Below are 16,347 nucleotides of genomic sequence, written 5' to 3' on the forward strand. Positions count from 1 at the left end.
AACGTACCAAGCCCTCTGGACCGCCGTCGGTGCAGTCTGCGATCTATTCCATAGCCAGGAATGCAGAAACTACTTCAAAGCCGCAGGATATGGTCCCGATTGAAGGTGACTTGCTCTAGGCTGCCGCGACTATCATGACAATTGCACCGACAATTTGCATGCAGCCCTCGGACAAATGGGTCTGCTCGCGACCGACTGCCCTGCGCCTTTGAACTTGTGGATGAACATCCCGGTCGGCCCCGATGGCAAGATCGTCTGGGGAGAGCCACTCAGCAAGCCGGGAGATTGTGTAATCCTGCGCGCCGTGATGGATTGCATCGTCGTCATGTCGACCTGCCCGCAGGACATGATCCCCATCAACGGAGCCGCCTGTCAGCCGACCGAGGTTCACTATCGACTGTTGGACTGACCGAATGAAAAACTAAGGTCGGATCATGCTGACCCGCGCACCGTTGCCTTTCATCGGCGGCGACACTCAATCCCAGCCTCTTGCCCATAGCCCCGGCAGGGCACCAGAACCGAATGCGCATGCCATGGGCGGCTAGGCTTTGGTGGCGCAAGCCGCCAACCTGCGCGTGAAGCGGCTTGCCGTGTTGCTGGCCTTCAACATCCGACAGCGCCATGTCGAACCCAGTCTAGGCTATGCTGGGCAACCCAACTTCGCCATGGGCCCTGATGCCCGAGCACAACGACACCGACATGCTTTATGAGAATTTACCCCTCAGCTCGCAGCAGCGGGCGAAACCTTCGTTAATCAACACCTTGGTGGCCTTGGCGGCTTCCGACCCCAGCATGACACCCTCGCCCTACCCATTCCATTCTCCGCCCGGCGTAGTGATACGCACCCGCGAGGTGAATTTCTGCCCGCCGAAGTCGTTGCTTTCGTTATCGGCAACAACATACCTGCGGATGTCGTTGGTGCGCATGGCGGGGCTGGCTTTGGATCAGCCTTTGCGGGTAACAAAGCGGGTTTCGAGATAGGCTTCGATGGCTTCAGAGCCGCCCTCGGTGCCATAGCCCGAGTCTTTGATGCCGCCGAACGGCACCTCGGCCAAGGCAAGCCCCAGATGGTTGAGCGACAACATGCCCACCTCAACCTCATTGCCCAGCCGCGTGGCGGTTTCGCCGCTACGGGTGAAGGCATAGGCCGAAAGTCCAAAGGGTAGCCGGTTGGCCTCAGCGATGATCGCGTCCATATTGGCGTAGCGGTTGATCACCGCGACAGGGCCGAAGGGTTCCTCGTTCATGATCCGCGCAGTGACGGGCACGTCGGCCAGAACGGTGGGTTCAAAGAACCAACCTTCATTACCAATGCGCCGCCCGCCGGTCATCAATTTAGCCCCCTGTTCCACTGCATCAGCCACAAGCGCCTCAAGCGCGGGAATGCGGCGATCATTGGCCAGAGGACCCATCTGGGTTTGCGGATCCATGCCGTTTCCAACCACCACGGCCTTAGCACCTTGTGTAAAGCGGTCAATAAACGTATCGGCCAAAGCGTTTTCGACCAGATAGCGGGTAGGCGAGACGCAGACTTGCCCAGCATTTCGGAATTTGTGAGCGACCATGAGATCCAGCGTCAGATCCAGATCGGCATCTGCGGCGACGATCACCGGGGCGTGGCCGCCAAGTTCCATAGTCGAGCGTTTCATGTGCAGCGACGCCAACGCTGCAAGCTGTTTACCGACCGGAGTTGATCCCGTAAAGCTGATCTTGCGGATCACCGGATGCGGGATGAGATAGGCGGAAATCACGGACGGCACACCGTAGACGAGGCTCACTACCCCTGCAGGAATACCAGCATCGGCAAAGGCGCGGACCAGTTCGGCGGGCGAAGCTGGAGTTTCTTCGGGTGCTTTGACGATGATCGAGCAGCCTGCGGCGATAGCGCCAGACAGCTTGCGGACCACCTGATTGATCGGGAAGTTCCATGGTGTGAAGGCGGCAACCGGGCCTACCGGCAGCTTCAGCGTCATCTGTAAGACACCGGGCGTGCGGGCTGGGATGATTTGTCCATAGGTTCGCTGCGCTTCTCCGGCGAACCAGTCGATGATGTCGGCACCGGCAAGTGTTTCCATCCGCGATTGGACAAGCGGCTTGCCCTGTTCCAGCGTCATAATCTCGGCGATCGTATCGCTGCGTTGGCGGATCAGATCAGCGGCGCGGCGCATCAGTCGGGCGCGCTCGTAGGCTGAGGTATTTCGCCAGATTTGAAAGCCCTTTTTCGCGGCTGCCAGCGCTGTATCGAGATCGGACTTTTCTGCCCATGCAACGGTGCCGATTTCCAAACCAGTCGCGGGGTTCAGAACCGGGATGGTCTTACCACGGTCGGCTGCGCGCCAAGTGCCATCAATGAAAAGCTGGGTGCTGGGATAGGTCATTGGGTCATTCCAATTTTGGGATTTTTTTTGTGGGGGGGCGGCCGTGCAGAAACATCGGCCCACCCAAGCGGCGCGGAAAGCCATAGCCATACACTTCGACCAGATCTATGTCAGCGGCGCTGCGGGCGACGCCTTCAGACAAGATCGCTTGACCTTCCACCGCCATCGCCGCGATCAGGCGGGTGGTGATCTGAACTGCTTGCATTTCGACCGCAGGGCCCAGCAGGGGTGCGATCAGCCGAGCGGTCTCGGCAGAGGGCTGCGGTTTGCGATCGCCGAGGTGGTAGTCATACCAGCCACCGCCGGTTTTCTGCCCCTTGCGCCCAGCCCGCACCAGAATGTCGCCAGGGGTTTCCGGCACATTTTCACCAAGGGCACGGGCGGCTTCGCGCATCATGTAAGAAATATCGAGGCCCGCCAGATCCTGCATCTCGAACGGCCCCATCGCATAGCCAAGTTCACGCATCGCAGCATCAATCTGTACGAAACTGACACCGCCACGCAGCATGGCTTCGGCCTCGCCGCGGTAACGGCGCAGGATACGGTTGCCGATGAAGCCATCGCATATGCCCGAGCGGACCGGCACTTTCCCAAGCCGACGGGCAAGATCAAAACTGGCTGCAAGCACTTCAGGCGCGGTTTCGGGGATTGGCACGATCTCGAGCAGTTTCATCACATGCGCCGGGCTGAAGAAATGCAGCCCGATGAAGCGCGCAGGGTTGGGCAAGCCAGCCGCAATCTCAGAAGGGTTAAGATACGAAGTGTTGGTAGCCAAAATTGCATCGGTGCGGCAGACTTGCGCCAGTTCGGCAAAGACCGCGCGTTTGGTGGTGATATCCTCAAACACTGCCTCGATCACCAAATCGCAAACGGCAAGGTCTGCGTAACCGACCGCAGGCACGACGCCCGCCATGCGCGCGGCGGCCGCCTCGGGGGTCAGATTGCCTTTGCGCGTTGCGGCGTCAAAGATGTTGGCTAGGGTTTTCACACCACGCGCGAGGCTTTCCGCATCGCGTTCGACCAACACCACCGGTAGACCCGCATTGCGCAGCGCAGCGGCGATGCCCGCGCCCATGGTACCACCGCCGATGACAGCGGTAGTAGTGATCGGGCGCGGTACGATGCCCTTCAGATCGGCGGGGCGAGGAGCTGCGCGCTCGGCGAAGAACAGATAGCGCAAGGCCGCCGATTCCTCTGTGGCGCGCAGCCGCAGAAAGGTGGCTCGCTCGAGGGTTATGCCTTGGGCAAAGCCATGTTCGGCACCAAAGCGCAGGGCGGCAAGTGCCAAAAGTGGCGCAGCTGTGCCTTTGGATTTGGCTCCGATGCGGGTTTCGGCGGCCTGCCAGAACGCGCTATCGACGGTGGCAAGGCTGCGGTTGGCTGCAGTCAGCGGCAGGGGTTTGGTTGCGGCGCTTTCGGCAAAGGCGATGGCTTCGGCCAGCAGATTGCTGCTCACCACCCGTTCAACCAAACCAAGCTGGACTGCGCGATGCGCGTTGAGGGTCTGACTTTCAGCAACAACCCCTATCGCCGCCTCAATCCCGACAAGGCGCGGCAGACGTTGAGTGCCGCCCGCCCCGGGTATGATACCAAGGCCCACTTCGGGCAGCGCAAAGTGCGCCTGCGGTCCGGCCAGCCGATAGTGGCATCCTAATATCAGCTCTAGCCCGCCGCCCAGTGCCACGCCTTGCACCGCAGCCACCCAAGGTTTGCGGGCGGTCTCGATGGCCGTGATCACGGCGGGAAGTGAGGGCTCCTCGACCGGGCGATCAAACTCGGTGATGTCGGCACCACCCACAAAGACGCTCCCTGCCCCGGCCAGCACGATGGCTGTCACCGAAGGGTCAGTATCCAGCCGTGCTGCCGCATCGACCAGTTCTTGCCGCACCGCGTGGTTCATGGCGTTGACCGGCGGATTGTCGATTGTGACAACAACGACGCTGCCGTGATGTTGATAGTGAATCGTCATCTCAAACCTATTTAAACCCGCTCAAGGATCAGGGCGATGCCTTGGCCGACGCCAATACACATGGTGCAAAGGGCATAACGCCCGCCATGATGGTGCAGTTCTGCTGTCGCGGTCAGCGCAAGTCGTGCGCCGCTCATCCCCAAAGGATGACCAAGCGCAATCGCGCCGCCGTTGGGGTTGACTTGCGCCGCATCATCCGCAACTCCCAGCGCACGCAGCACCGCAAGTCCCTGCGCTGCGAAAGCCTCATTCATTTCGATCACATCCATTTGTGAAATGGTCAGCCCAGTTTGTGCCAGTAGCTTTTGCACTGCCGGGACCGGGCCTATGCCCATCACGCGAGGTGCCACCCCTGCCACGGCCATGCCGACCACACGGGCACGCGGGGTCAACCCCTGCCGCGCAGCCATCTCCGCCGAGGCCACAATCAGTGCCGCCGCCCCATCGTTGACACCCGAAGCGTTACCTGCCGTAACGCTCAAATCAGGGCCATTGATGCCTTTCAGATTTGCAAGCTGCACCGCCGTCGTTTCGGGGCGGGGGTGTTCGTCGGTGGCAAGAACCAACGGGTCACCGTGTTTTTGCGGCAGGCTGACCGGGATAATTTCCTGCGCGAAACGGCCCGCTGCCTGTGCTGCGGCCCACCGCTGTTGTGACAGCAAGGCAAACGCATCTTGATCCGCGCGGGTGATCCCGTAGTCTGCGGCAACGTTATCGGCGGTTTCCGGCATGGAATCTGTGCCGTAGCCGCGTTGCATTTTCGGATTGACGAAACGCCAGCCGATCGTGGTGTCGTAAACCGCGTTCGAGCGTGAGAACGCGGCCTCGGCCTTGGGCGTCACAAACGGCGCGCGCGACATGCTTTCAACACCACCAGCAACCATCAGATGACACTCGCCCGCCCGAATGGCGCGCGCCGCAGTACCGACAGCATCCAGACCCGAACCGCACAACCGGTTCACCGTGACGCCCGGCGCGCTGATCGGCAGGCCCGCCAGCAGCACTGCCATCCGCGCGACATTGCGGTTATCCTCCCCTGCCTGATTGGCGCAGCCATAGATCACGTCATCAAGCATCCCCCAATCCAACCCCGGATTGCGCGCAGCAAGCGCCGCCAACGGCAGCGCCGCCAGATCATCTGTGCGGATCGCGGAAAGACCCCCACCATAACGGCCAATCGGGGTGCGAATAGCATCGCAGATAAAGGCATCCGTCATGCGCTTGCTCCGGCTGTCAGGGCTTCATGGACCGAGTGGGGCGCACCAGCGTTTTCTGGATCGTTGATCGGTGCATCGAAGGCGCAAGACACTACGCCCGACCGGATCAGGCTCTCAACCCGAGCTGCATCATAGCCAAGCACATCAGAGAGAACCGCACGGGTATCTTCGCCCAAAAGCGGCGGCGCCTTGGGGATATGGTCTTGTTGCGCCACCAAACCATGCGCCGGGCGGATCAACGCGACCGGGCCGAGCGTTGGGTGATCTAACCGTTGGATCACACCGCGCTCGGTTACGCTTGGACTTTCCAGCGCCTCAGCCACGGTTTTGACCCGGCCTGCCGGAACGCTGGCCCGATTGCAAGCTGCCAACCAGTCGTCGCAAGTGCGGTGACGGATGATCTCGGCAATGATTGGCAACAGCTCATCACGATGCAGCGCGCGCTGATGCGAATTGACAAAGCGCGGGTCAGATCCAAGTTCTGGCCGGCTGATCACCTGTTCGCAGAAATCGACGAACATACGATCGTTGCCCACGGCAAGCGCGAAGATGCCGTCTTGCGTGTCGAAAATCTGATAAGGCACCACGGTGGGATGCGCATTGCCATAGCGAACCGGCTCGACACCCGCGTTCAGGTAGCCCGTGCCAACATTGATAAGCATGTTCAGCGCCGAATCTAGCAAGGCCACATCAATGTATTGCCCCAGTCCGGTATCGCGGCGTTCATACAGCGCAGCCAGAATGGACTGGGTTGCAATCATCCCCGCCACAACATCGGTGAAGGCCACGCCCAGCCGGTTTGGCGGGCCATCCTTTTCGCCAGTGATCGACATCAGCCCGCTTTCGGCCTGCATGATAAAGTCATAGCCTGGACGGTCACGTTCCGGTCCGATCTGGCCATATCCCGAGATTGAGCAATAGATGATGCTAGGGTTGAACTTGCGGATCGCCTCATAGCCCACACCCAGACGGTCCACAGTACCAGCACGGAAATTCTCGACAAGGATGTCGGCTTTCGCGGCCAGATCGAGCACAATCTGCCGTCCTTCAGGGGCCTTCATGTCCAATGCAAGACTGTGCTTGCCACGGTTGGCGCACAGGTAATAGGTACTGACGCCCTTGTAATTCGGCACCGACCAAGCACGCGTGTCATCGCCGCCGTGAATGTTCTCGATCTTCCAGACTTCGGCCCCGAGATCGCCAAGGCTCATTGTGGCCCAAGGCCCGGCGAGCACACGGGTCAGATCCAGCACTTTCAGTCCGGAAAGCGGCAATTTGTTCGTGGTCATTGATGAGACTCCTGCACGGCGACGGGCCCAGACAGTCCCGTTTCGACGGCCTTCGGGTAATGGCAGGCAACGGCATGGTCAGGCCCAAGCAATGCCAGCGGCGGTTCCATTTCGGCGCATTTGGGCTGCGCCACCGGGCAGCGTGTACGAAACCGACAGCCCGAGGGCGGATTCATCGGGCTGGGGACGTCGCCTTTAAGCACCATGCGAGCGCGGCTGCGTTCGCGCGCAGGGTCCGCCAGCGGCACCGCCGACATCAGCGCCTGCGTGTAGGGGTGCATCGGCGCGCGGTAGAGCGAGGATTTCGGCGCGATCTCGACGATCTTGCCCAGATACATCACTGCCACACGATGGGAGATATGCTGAACCACCGAAAGATCATGCGCGATGAACAGATAGGCGGTGCCCATATCACGCTGAATATCTTTCAGCAGGTTCAGGACCCCTGCCTGCACCGAAACATCCAGCGCCGAGACGGGTTCATCCAGTACCAACAGATCAGGCTTCAACGCCAGCGCCCGCGCAATCACCACGCGCTGGCGCTGCCCACCTGACATTTCATGTGCATAACGCTGCCCATGCTCCGGGTTCAGCCGAACTAACTCTAGCATCTCGGCCACGCGGGCCTTGCGCTGGGTAGACGACAGATCACTGATCCGTAGCGGCTCCGCGATATTGTCAGCCACCGTCATACGCGGATGCAGTGAAGCATAGGGGTCTTGAAAAACCATCTGCACATGGCGTCGGCGCAGGCGCATCTCGGTGGGCGACAGCGCGTTCAGATCCTGCCCTCGGAACAGTGTTTGCCCCGAACTGGGTTCAATCAGCCGCAATAGACAGCGGCCCAGAGTGGATTTGCCACAACCGGATTCGCCGACAAGGCCCAGCGTCTCTCCTGCAGGGACATCAAACGACACCCCCGCCACGGCGTTGACATGGCCCACGTCGCGCTCAATCAGAAGTCCGCCCTTGATGGGGAAGCGTTTAACGAGATTACGCACCGAAAGAATGGGTTGAGTGTTTGCCATCAGACACTCCTCTCTGGCAAATCAGTGAAATGGCATGCGGCGATATGGCTAGCGGTGCCGCGCACCGGCGGAGCCAGCTTGCGACAGATATCCTGCGCCATCGTGCAGCGCGGATGGAACGCACAACCGCCGGGGAGTTTGCCAAGTACGGGTGGGGTGCCTTCGATGGAAAACAACCTGTCACGCTTGATCGCCATGTTTGGGATCGAGGCGATAAGCCCGCGGGTATAAGGGTGACTAGGGCGGGCAAAAAGATCATCAACTGAGGCTTGCTCGACTATCTCGCCCGAATAGACCACCGCCACGCGGTCGGCATGGCCCGCCAGAACGCCCAGATCATGGGTGATCAACACAAGTCCAAGGTTCAGCCGCCTTTGCAGATTGGCCAACACCTCCATAATTTGCGCCTGCACAGTTACGTCCAGCGCTGTGGTCGGCTCATCCGCAATCAGCAGATCAGGATCATTGGCGACGGCCATCGCGATCATCACCCGCTGCCGCATCCCACCCGAAAACTCATGCGGATACTGATGCAGGCGGCGATCTGGCTGCGGAATTGCCACCAGTGACAGCAGTTCCTCGGCCCGCTCCATCGCGACTTTCTTCGTCATGTCACGGTTGTGCAGGAGCAACGCCTCGCCAATCTGCCAACCCACAGTCATCACCGGGTTCAGCGACGACAGCGGGTCTTGAAAGATCATCGCAATGCGCGAGCCACGCAGCTTTTGAAGCTCGCGCCGGGGCATGCCCACCAGTTCGCGACCCTTGAACTGCACCGAGCCTGTGACCCGCGCCGTTTCCGCCTGCAAGCCAATAGAGGCCAACATACCCACCGATTTGCCCGAGCCGGATTCGCCGACGATGCCCAGCACCTCACCATGATCGACCGTCAACGAGATGCCACGCACAGCTTCGGAATATTGGCCGCCATGTCCAAATGCCACGCGCAAGTTTTGCACGGAAAACAGCGGCGGATCAGTCATTGCAGCGCTCATTTCGACCTCGGATCGAAATAGTCATGCAAACCATCTCCAATAAAATTGAAGCCAAGCACGATCGACAGAATGGCAAGGCCCGGCCCAAGCGCCACCCACCAAGAATAGAACTGCGACGCCCCATCCGAGATCATTGAGCCCCATTCAGGCGAGGGCGGCATGGCCCCAAGACCGATAAAGCTCAGCGAGGCCGCCAGCAGAATGACCTGCCCCAGATCCATCGTGGCGCTAATCAAAACTGGGGTCCAGCACAGCGGCAGAATGTGTTTGAACAGCACGCGCGCTCCCCCCGCCCCCGCCGCTACGGCTGCTTCGACATGCTCGCGCTCGCGCACTTCAAGCACCTGCGCGCGCATCAGGCGGGCATAAACTGGCCACCATACGATCACCATCGCCACCGCGGCATTGCCCAATCCTGGGCCCAGTGAGGCCGCGACGGCCATTGCCAACAGCATCGGTGGGAACGACAGCGTCACATCGACCAACCGCATGATAGCCGAGCCGACAAAACCGCCAACGTAGCCTGAGATCGCCCCCAAAAGCGCACCCACAGCCACGGCAATCGTCACCACGATCACCGCGATGGGCAGCGAATAACGCGCGCCGTGCAACGTGCGGCTGAGCACATCTCGACCCAGCGCGTCGGTGCCAAGCCAATGCTCCCAGCTTGGCGGTTTCAGGCGGCGACCGACCAACTCCAGCGGGTCATACTGGCTCATGGCCGGGGCTAGAACCGTCGCGGCCAGCCAGAACAGCACTGCAGCGGCACCAATGCCCAGCGGCACGGTCAACCAGCGCGGGCGCTTCGGCATAACAAGCGGAAATGTTGTCATGGCCCTACCCCAACCTGACGCGTGGGTTGGCTATCACATAGGCGATGTCGGTGATCAGGTTCGTCACGAGAAACACCACGCCGCCCACAATCGTCACACCGATAATTGCTGGAAAATCAAGGCCACGGGCGGCGTCGACCGCGTAAGACCCCATGCCGGGCCAAGAAAAAATCGTCTCGGTCAGGATCGCGCCAGTCAACAGATAGGCAAAGGAGTAGCCGATCACCGTCAGCGTCGGCACCAGCGTGTTGCGCAAAGCGTGGCGCACCACGACACGAAACTCGCTTGCCCCCTTGGCCCGTGCGGTCAGGATGAACTCGCGTCCCAACACCTCTAGCATATTGGCGCGCACCAGCCGCGATATGGTGCCTGCCACCGCCCAGCCCAGCACAAACGCAGGCAAAATGAGATGCCAGACCGCATCGATGAACACTTTGAGATCCCCTGCCAGCAGGGCGTCTATCGTCAGCACGCCGGTCACAGACGGAGGCAGTTGTAATCGGGCATCCACCCTGCCGGGACCCGGCAAGACACCCCACTTCACCGAAAACACGTAAAGCAACGCCAAGCCAAGCCAAAACACCGGAACAGACGAACCGAACAGTGCGAAAAACCGGGCAAGGTGGTCGATGAAGCTGTTGCGATAATAGGCGGACAGCGCTCCCAGTGTAATACCCATGGTCGTACCCACCACCATCGCAGCCGTCACCAATTCCATGGTCGCGGGCAGACGATATAGGATATCCTGCGCCACCGGGCGGCGGGTGATGAAAGAGGTCCCCATATCGCCGGTAAGCAGATTCCCCACATAGATCGCATAGCGTTCCGGCAAGCTGCGGTCCAACCCCCATCGGGCCTTCGCCGCGGCAACTGCCTCGGGATCGTTCATCTGCCGGTCCGAAAGTATAGCAGCCAATGGGTCGCCCTTGGTGACTGTCGTCAACAAAAACGCCAGAGTGACGACTCCCAGCACTAAAAATGGCATGGCTATGAGCCGACGCAGGATGTAACGAACCATGCTTTGCTTTCCTGACATGCAGATTGCCGCCTTTTAACGTGACGAGCGGCGCTTCTACGATCCATATTGACAACAGGTTTGCGCAACGTCAACATAAATGAAATTAAATTCCATTTACTGTTGATATTGGCAGAGTGAAGACTGATAGACCTACAAGAGGGCGACGAAGGGAAGAACCTTGCGGAAAAGAACCAAGCCTGTAGACGGCATAACAAATGCAGAATCCGGCAACTCGGCAGCATCGCTGACCCGAGGGCTAGCGATTTTGCGTGCCTTCACCATCGAAGACGCAACGCTGGGAAATCAAGAGCTTATCGAGCGGACGGGCCTGCCAAAGGCCACGATTTCACGTCTGACTTCCACCCTGGTCGGCTTGGGCTATCTGCATTACGATGATGCACTTGGCCGCTACAGCATCGGGCCTGCAACGGTGTCGCTGGGCTATTCGGCGCTCAGCTCGAACGCGGTGATCCATCTTGCGCGACCATTAATGCAAAAGCTTGCGGACGAAACCGGGGCCGCTGTGGCTTTGGGCACCCGCGATGGACTTGAGATGGTTTATCTGGCCAACTGCCGCTCCAACAGCCCTGTGTCTTTGCGGCTGAATGTCGGCTCGCGGCTGCCGATCTGGCGCACGGCGATGGGACTGGCATATTTGGCCGAGATGACACCACATATCCGCATCTCTGTAATGCAAGAGCTGATGCAAAGCGACCCTGATGATGCCGAGCGGATTCAAATATCAGTTCAGGATGCGTTGCAGCAGCGCGAAGCCAGTGGTTTTGTGGCGGGCTTTGGCGTCTGGTTCAGCTATATCAATGCCATTGGCGTCGCCTTCCGGCCCACAGATGGATCGCCCCTGATTGCGCTGACCTGTGGCGGCATCGTCGACATTCTGCCACGCGAGCGCTGCCGTGATGTGGTCGGACCCGCACTTGTGCACCTGACCCAGCGCTTGCGTGCGCAGTTGGCAGGGCATGAAACCCCACAATCTACCGCCCTTTTGCCGTCCAGTTGGAAAACCACAGCGGAATAGGCGCTTATCCAGGAGCCGTCATGCCGACACATGTTATCTATCCGAAGGTCAGTTTGGAAACCTCTGCCGGCAAAGTCTCGCAGTGGCTGGTCGCAGAGGGCGAGATTGTCCGCGCCGGTCAGATCCTGTTCGAGATCGAGAATGACAAGGCCGCGGTCGAGGTCGAGGCCCCCGCCGATGGTGTGATCCGGCATCTGACCCCGGCGAATACAGAGGTGGATGTCGGCGCGCAGGTGGCGATGATCTATGCGACGGGCGAGGCGTTCGCGGATCTCGATGTGAAACCGCAATCCGTTGTTGCAGCGGCTTCAGTGGCAGCGATGACTCTGGCGGCTCCTGTTGAGAATACGCAGCAAGGCCCACGCCCGACGCCATTGGCGCGGCGTATTGCACGCGATCAGAGCATCAGCATTGATGGCCTTGCAGGAACCGGCCCACGCGGGCGTGTGCAGAAGAAAGACGTGCTGGAACATCTGTCGTCGCTGACCCACAATCCCGAAAGCATTGCGCCTGCCCCCCAGCGCCGCGCAAGTGACGCGCTGCACCATGTCTGGCTGCGGCGGGGCAGCGGCGTGCCTCTGGTTTTGCTGCACGGCTTTTCCGGCGATCTGAACAACTGGCGCGGCCTGTTTGCAGGGGCGCGTTTTGACGGGCCGGTATTGGCGCTGGATCTGCCCGGCCACGGCCAATCGCCGCTGGATATTCCGGCGGATATGGAGGCGCTTGCGGTGCTGGTCGAACGATCGATCGCAGGTTTGCTCGATGGTGCAATGGTGCTGGCGGGCCATTCCTTTGGAACTGCAGTGGCCACCCGGATCGCGGCGCGCGGCATACTCGATCTGCGCGGCCTTTGTCTGTTCGCGCCTGCGGGCCTTGGCCCCGAGATCAACGCGGATTTCACCGATGGCATCCTGCGCGCCCGCGCACCGGACAGCCTGCGGCCGTGGCTGAACGAATTGGTCCATGACAGCGCGGTGATTTCCGACGCCTTCCTGCGCGTCGTCGTCGAACAGCGGCGCAATCAGCCGCTGACCGATGCGATGCGCGCCTTTGCCAACCGCTTTCTGCCAGACGGCACGCAAAGCCACTCCATCTTGCCGGATCTGTCCCGCATCACCCTGCCCACGCGCGTGGTGTTTGGCCGAAATGACCGCATTCTGCCCTTCGCGCGCACGGCCGACCTTCCCGGCCATGTCGCTTTGCATGCACTTGCCGCCTGCGGGCACATGCCGCATCTGGAACAACCCACGCTGGCACTACGCATCCTGTCAGAGATGCTGCGCAGCGCCTGAAGCTTTGTGGCAGGCGGCGTCAGGCTTTGGGCTGCTTTCCGTAACCCGCGTATCCAGCATGAACCGCCACCAGTTCGGTGGGTGTCAACAGCACTGGCGTTCCAACCGACAGCGCCAACAGATATTGACGCGCCAGCATGTCCAGCTTTTCGGCGCGTGACAGCGCGGTCGCCATATCGGCGGCATGGGTGACAATGCCATGATTCGCCATCAGGCAGCCCGAGTAGGTAGTGCCCATCGTGGCCACCACAGTATCGGCCAGCGCCTGACTGCCAAAGGTGGCATAATCCGTACAGGGAATTTCATTGCCGCCAAAACCCGCAACCATATAGTGAAACGCCGGGATCGGCGCGCGCAGACAGGAAAGTGCGACGCAGGGGTCGGGATGGGCATGTACCACGGCTTGCGCCTTGGTGGCTTTATACAGGTCAAGATGGATCGCCCATTCCGAGGACGGCTTCCAGCGGCCAGACCATTTGCCCGCCATATCCATGTAGACGATCTGCTCGGACTGCATATCATCGGGCGGAACGCCCGTCGGCGTGATCAGCATACCCGCGCCAAAGCGCAGGCTGAGGTTTCCCGCCGTGCCGCTGTTCAGCTTCAGCGCCACCGTGCGCCGCGACGCCGCAACCAAAGCAAGGCGGCTTTCTGCCTCTGTCATGGTCCAGTCTCCTGTTGTCATGGCTGCATCGCGGTGATCGCGCGCAGCAGAATATCATCCGCGCCGAGTTTCCCCGGCTTGAGGTAAAGCGACAGCTTCGGCGCGGTCTCGGTCACACAAAAGCCAGTGCCAAGCGGGCCTTCCGGGAAAACCCGCACCCGCGTGATCCCCAGCGCCGTCACCACCGCGCCAGAGGTTTCGCCCCCCGCCACCACCAGCCGCCGCACGCCCTGCACCACCAGCCCTTTGGCAATGCCGCCCAGCAGATGCTCGGCCCGCTGCGCCGCCCCTGCGGCCCCCAGCACCGCCTGCGCACGGTCAACCCCCGCAGGATCGGTCGCGGTCGAAATCGCAAACGGCTGTGCCCCGATCAGGGGCGCGGCCCAAGCCAGCGCCGCCGCGATCTGATCGGCTGCGGGGCGCGGGTCCAGCAGGTCAAGCGTCAGCACCAGGTGCTGCACCGCGAACACGGCAAGCTGGGCCAGCACCACCGGGCCGACACTGCCTGCAATCACCGCAGCCGGGCCATCGGCATGGCGCAAGGCGGCGGCTGAGATCTTAGGGCTTTGCCCGGCCAGCGCCTTGGCATAGCCTAAAATCAGCGGATCGCTTGCAACCACGACCGCGTCTTCGGACAGCGCCACTGCCGTGCTGACCGCGACATCGCCGTCATCGCTGGTATCCGCCAGCACATGCCGCGACCCGCCCGCCACCAACTCTGCAAACGCCGCCCGCGCAGCAACTTCGCCCTGAAGCAACACCCGGTGCGGCAGCAAGGCGACGGGGCTGCGGGTTTGCCGCGACAAAAAGCGCACCAGATCGGGGTCGCTCATCGGGGTAAGCGGATCATGGCGTTTGATCGAGTCTGACACCAGCCTGCCGCGATAAAACAAATAGCCCTGATGTACCGTCGCATTGAAGGCAGGGTAGCCCGCACTCATCAGCACTCCCGCACCGCCGCGCCGATCTGACAGCAGATCAGCGGCGGGGCCGATGTTGCCATCTTCGGTGGAATCGAACGAAGCGCACGCCTTATAGGCAATCCGCGTGCAGCCCGCAGCCTCCAGCGCCTCGGCCCCGGCCTGCACTTCCGCCATGGCCTCGGCCACCGGTTTCAGCCGCGTGCGGGTGGCAAGGATCAGCACCGCTGCATCCTGCCCCGCCGTTGCGGCTTTGGGATCAAAGATCACTGCCGTTCGGATGCCTGCGGACTCAAGATACCCTGCAACCATCAATGCGCCTGTAAAATCGTCGGCAATGATGCCCAAAACCGCTGTCATGGCTGCCTCCTCAACCCTCAAATGTCCAGGCACCTCAGCGTCGTTCGGCTGTCATCTCGCGCGCGATGATGATTTGCTGGATCTGCGATGTGCCCTCGTAAAGCCGGAACAGCCGCACATCGCGGTAGAAATGCTCTACCGGAGAGTCTTGCATATAGCCCGCGCCACCATGGATTTGCACTGCGCGATCTGCGACGCGACCCACCATTTCCGAACAGAACAGCTTGGTCGAGGCCGCCTCTTGAATAATGCGTTGGCCGCTATCGAACATCCGCGCGGCTTCCATAACCATCGAGCGGCCTGCGAAGGTTTCGGTTCCGCTGTCGGCCAGCATCGCCTGTATCAGTTGATGCTGGGCAATCGGTTTGCCGAATTGCACACGGGCCTTGGCGAAAGCCACCGATTCATCGCACAGCCGCTGCGCCGCCCCGACACAGACCGCCGAGATATGCAGCCGCCCACGGTTCAGCACCTTCATCGCGGTCTTGAAGCCTCGCCCCTCGATGCCGCCGATCACCGCATCCGCAGACACGCGGCAGTCTTCCAGAATGACATCGCAGGTGCGGGTGCCGCGTTGGCCCATCTTTTTGTCAATCGGCCCAAGGCTAAGGCCGGGGCTGTTGGCTGGCACCAGAAACGCCGTCACCCCATCCGCACCTTTGCCCCCCGTGCGCGCCATCAGGGTAAATACATCGGCGACGGGTGCATTGGTGATGTAGCGCTTAGTGCCGTTCAGAATATAGTGATCGTCGTCACGTACCGCCGTGGTCCGCACCGAGGCCGCATCCGAACCAACATCAGGCTCTGTCAGCGCGAATGACCCAATCACCAACCCAGTGGCCATTTTCGGCAGCCAATAGGCCTTTTGCACAGCCGTGCCATCCACGATGATACCCTGCGAGCCGATGCCGTTGTTGGTGCCAATCACCGACCGGAACGCGGGCGAGGTGTAGCCAAGCTCCATTGCGATGGTGACTTCTTCTTCCATCGTCAGACCCAGACCGCCGAACTCTTCCGGGATCGACAGGCCGAACAGACCCAGTTGTCGCATCTCTTCGACCAACGCGGCCGGGATCAGATTGTCACTCTCGACCTGAGCTTCCGCAGGCATCAGCCGCTCGTGGACAAAGCGGCGGATCGTTTCAACCAGGCTACTCAAAACCTCAACGTCACGTATCATTTCCCCACCTCAGTTGTCATGGCAGTCTCGCTAAGATTTTTGTTGCAAGCTAACGCTGACACAGCCTATGGTGTGATTCAACAGAAAACGGAATTAAATTCCACAAACACAAAGCGGTCTGAGGCAGTTACGCTTCAAACCCTCGACGAAACGGTAGTTCGCCTTGAA

General features: G+C 60.7%; 13 protein-coding genes and 1 pseudogene. 3 read left to right on the forward strand and 11 right to left on the reverse strand.

The annotated features are described in order from the left end of the window. Positions 1-139 precede the first annotated feature (139 nt). A pseudogene (locus ACP7AP_RS09730) lies at positions 140-409 on the forward strand (DUF1989 domain-containing protein); the annotation flags it as partial. A gap of 535 nt (positions 410-944) precedes the next feature. On the opposite strand, the gene ACP7AP_RS09735 reads toward ACP7AP_RS09730, so the two are convergent. The 8 genes from ACP7AP_RS09735 to ACP7AP_RS09770 are packed head-to-tail and all read right to left on the reverse strand — an operon-like array spanning position 945 to position 10,727. Next, positions 945-2,378, reverse strand: a complete 1,434-nt coding sequence (locus ACP7AP_RS09735) for an NAD-dependent succinate-semialdehyde dehydrogenase (RefSeq protein WP_426034018.1) — start codon at positions 2,376-2,378, stop codon at positions 945-947. Positions 2,379-2,382: 4 nt separating this feature from the next. Beyond that, the gene (locus ACP7AP_RS09740; protein WP_426034019.1) at positions 2,383-4,347 is read right to left on the reverse strand and encodes a 3-hydroxyacyl-CoA dehydrogenase NAD-binding domain-containing protein; all 1,965 of its coding nucleotides are present in this window, start codon (positions 4,345-4,347) and stop codon (positions 2,383-2,385) included. 11 nt (positions 4,348-4,358) lie between these two features. After that, on the reverse strand, positions 4,359-5,564 hold the full coding sequence (gene pcaF, locus ACP7AP_RS09745; RefSeq protein WP_426034020.1) for a 3-oxoadipyl-CoA thiolase: 1,206 nt from the start codon (positions 5,562-5,564) through the stop codon (positions 4,359-4,361). After that, positions 5,561-6,853: a CaiB/BaiF CoA transferase family protein gene (locus ACP7AP_RS09750; RefSeq protein ID WP_426034021.1), complete on the reverse strand. Its 1,293-nt coding sequence runs from the start codon at positions 6,851-6,853 to the stop codon at positions 5,561-5,563. The genes pcaF and ACP7AP_RS09750 overlap by 4 nt, the downstream gene beginning before the upstream one ends. Beyond that, on the reverse strand, positions 6,850-7,881 hold the full coding sequence (locus tag ACP7AP_RS09755) for an ABC transporter ATP-binding protein (protein WP_426034022.1): 1,032 nt from the start codon (positions 7,879-7,881) through the stop codon (positions 6,850-6,852). The genes ACP7AP_RS09750 and ACP7AP_RS09755 overlap by 4 nt, the downstream gene beginning before the upstream one ends. Continuing rightward, positions 7,881-8,864, reverse strand: a complete 984-nt coding sequence (locus ACP7AP_RS09760; RefSeq protein WP_426034023.1) for an ABC transporter ATP-binding protein — start codon at positions 8,862-8,864, stop codon at positions 7,881-7,883. The genes ACP7AP_RS09755 and ACP7AP_RS09760 overlap by 1 nt, the downstream gene beginning before the upstream one ends. Before the next feature lie 8 nt (positions 8,865-8,872). After that, positions 8,873-9,709, reverse strand: coding sequence for an ABC transporter permease (locus ACP7AP_RS09765; RefSeq protein WP_426034024.1), 837 nt, complete (start codon positions 9,707-9,709; stop codon positions 8,873-8,875). 4 nt (positions 9,710-9,713) lie between these two features. After that, on the reverse strand, positions 9,714-10,727 hold the full coding sequence (locus ACP7AP_RS09770) for an ABC transporter permease (protein ID WP_426034025.1): 1,014 nt from the start codon (positions 10,725-10,727) through the stop codon (positions 9,714-9,716). 178 nt (positions 10,728-10,905) lie between these two features. Here ACP7AP_RS09770 and ACP7AP_RS09775 point away from each other — a divergent pair, with 178 nt between their 5' ends. Beyond that, positions 10,906-11,763, forward strand: a complete 858-nt coding sequence (locus tag ACP7AP_RS09775) for an IclR family transcriptional regulator (protein WP_426034026.1) — start codon at positions 10,906-10,908, stop codon at positions 11,761-11,763. Positions 11,764-11,783: 20 nt separating this feature from the next. Further along, positions 11,784-13,055 (forward strand): acetoin dehydrogenase dihydrolipoyllysine-residue acetyltransferase subunit, encoded by a 1,272-nt coding sequence (locus ACP7AP_RS09780; RefSeq protein ID WP_426034027.1) that lies wholly within the window; start codon positions 11,784-11,786, stop codon positions 13,053-13,055. A 19-nt stretch (positions 13,056-13,074) separates the two neighbouring features. On the opposite strand, the gene ACP7AP_RS09785 is transcribed toward ACP7AP_RS09780, so the two are convergent. Genes ACP7AP_RS09785 through ACP7AP_RS09795 form a run of 3 tightly spaced genes read right to left on the reverse strand, consistent with a single transcriptional unit; the run spans position 13,075 to position 16,179 of the window. Next, the gene (locus tag ACP7AP_RS09785) at positions 13,075-13,719 is read right to left on the reverse strand and encodes a class II aldolase/adducin family protein (protein ID WP_426034028.1); all 645 of its coding nucleotides are present in this window, start codon (positions 13,717-13,719) and stop codon (positions 13,075-13,077) included. Positions 13,720-13,736: 17 nt separating this feature from the next. Next, positions 13,737-14,999, reverse strand: a complete 1,263-nt coding sequence (locus ACP7AP_RS09790) for a four-carbon acid sugar kinase family protein (protein WP_426034029.1) — start codon at positions 14,997-14,999, stop codon at positions 13,737-13,739. A gap of 34 nt (positions 15,000-15,033) precedes the next feature. Next, positions 15,034-16,179 carry an acyl-CoA dehydrogenase family protein gene (locus ACP7AP_RS09795; RefSeq protein ID WP_426034030.1) on the reverse strand — a complete coding sequence of 382 codons (1,146 nt, stop codon included), beginning with the start codon at positions 16,177-16,179 and terminating at the stop codon, positions 15,034-15,036. Positions 16,180-16,347 lie beyond the last annotated feature (168 nt).

Origin of the sequence: Cypionkella sp. TWP1-2-1b2 (assembly GCF_049896245.1) — a bacterium.
Lineage (GTDB): Bacteria > Pseudomonadota > Alphaproteobacteria > Rhodobacterales > Rhodobacteraceae > Cypionkella.

Excerpts from the sequence above, each read along its gene's own strand:
- ACP7AP_RS09735 (WP_426034018.1), bottom strand. The coding sequence starts at position 2,378 with ATGACCTATCCCAGCACCCAGCTTTTCATTGATGGCACTTGGCGCGCA.
- ACP7AP_RS09740 (WP_426034019.1), bottom strand. The coding sequence starts at position 4,347 with ATGACGATTCACTATCAACATCACGGCAGCGTCGTTGTTGTCACAATC.
- pcaF (WP_426034020.1), bottom strand. The coding sequence starts at position 5,564 with ATGACGGATGCCTTTATCTGCGATGCTATTCGCACCCCGATTGGCCGT.
- ACP7AP_RS09750 (WP_426034021.1), bottom strand. The coding sequence starts at position 6,853 with ATGACCACGAACAAATTGCCGCTTTCCGGACTGAAAGTGCTGGATCTG.
- ACP7AP_RS09755 (WP_426034022.1), bottom strand. The coding sequence starts at position 7,881 with ATGGCAAACACTCAACCCATTCTTTCGGTGCGTAATCTCGTTAAACGC.
- ACP7AP_RS09760 (WP_426034023.1), bottom strand. The coding sequence starts at position 8,864 with ATGACTGATCCGCCGCTGTTTTCCGTGCAAAACTTGCGCGTGGCATTT.
- ACP7AP_RS09765 (WP_426034024.1), bottom strand. The coding sequence starts at position 9,709 with ATGACAACATTTCCGCTTGTTATGCCGAAGCGCCCGCGCTGGTTGACC.
- ACP7AP_RS09770 (WP_426034025.1), bottom strand. The coding sequence starts at position 10,727 with ATGGTTCGTTACATCCTGCGTCGGCTCATAGCCATGCCATTTTTAGTG.
- ACP7AP_RS09780 (WP_426034027.1), top strand. The coding sequence starts at position 11,784 with ATGCCGACACATGTTATCTATCCGAAGGTCAGTTTGGAAACCTCTGCC.
- ACP7AP_RS09785 (WP_426034028.1), bottom strand. The coding sequence starts at position 13,719 with ATGACAGAGGCAGAAAGCCGCCTTGCTTTGGTTGCGGCGTCGCGGCGC.
- ACP7AP_RS09790 (WP_426034029.1), bottom strand. The coding sequence starts at position 14,999 with ATGACAGCGGTTTTGGGCATCATTGCCGACGATTTTACAGGCGCATTG.
- ACP7AP_RS09795 (WP_426034030.1), bottom strand. The coding sequence starts at position 16,179 with ATGATACGTGACGTTGAGGTTTTGAGTAGCCTGGTTGAAACGATCCGC.